Genomic DNA, 783 nt, shown 5'->3' on the forward strand with positions numbered 1-783 from the left:
TGCGTGTTCGATGAGGGTTCTTCGTCTGTAGAGTTCTTCATCAAAATATAGGTATTCCCCCGTATCGGAAGTCCCTTTTCTTGGATTTACCTTGATATTAGCCTCGATTTCCGATTCAGAACAATATTGGCGGAGTTCCTCTGCGTCAAAACCGGGGTCTGCGTTCAGGAAAACACCCTTCATACTGATGCCGGCAGTCTCCAACAGACCGCACATGTCGGCAAACAGCTGTCTGATATGATACAGGTCATGATGTTGTCCTTGCTGTGGCACACCCATGGACAGCATTTGTCCGGAGTTATCGCAAAGGAACAGCGAATTGCTCGTTTTAGCTGCTTTACGTCCCTGATAACCCACAGCCTCACCTCCACGCTTGGCCGGGGTATGGCTGCCGTCCAATTGTGCACAGGATAGATCCACATAGCTACGGTGTGTCCTTAGCAGATTTATCCACACAGATTGCCAGGAACCGTCCTTGCTCCATTTGTTGAAATAATAGTAAACATGCTGCCAGCAGGAGCCACCCGATAGGAACTGGCGCACAGGAAGCTCTCGCCACTGGCAACCTGTTTTAAGACGGTAAAATATTGCTTGAACAACCTCAACAAGGCATACCCGTGGCTTAAATCCTCGCTTGCCTACGCTAAGATGTGGTAAAATATATTCCATTATCGTATCTTTATCGATGATTCCCAACTTGACTCCGCGTTTTATGATTTAGCAACACAAAACTGGAAATTTATTGGGAATCATTTTTTAACAGCCAAAAGTTTAAACAACTCC

At 46.2% G+C, this 783-nt stretch carries 1 protein-coding gene; it reads right to left on the reverse strand.

Going from position 1 to position 783, the window contains the following annotated elements:
* Positions 1-669 (reverse strand): transposase (locus ACFSAH_RS14085; protein ID WP_379663379.1); only part of this gene is annotated, 669 nt, incomplete at its 3' end.
* Between the last annotated feature and the right edge of the window lie 114 nt (positions 670-783).

It is taken from the genome of Pseudopedobacter beijingensis (assembly GCF_042678145.1).
Taxonomy (GTDB): Bacteria; Bacteroidota; Bacteroidia; order Sphingobacteriales; family Sphingobacteriaceae; genus Pseudopedobacter; species Pseudopedobacter beijingensis.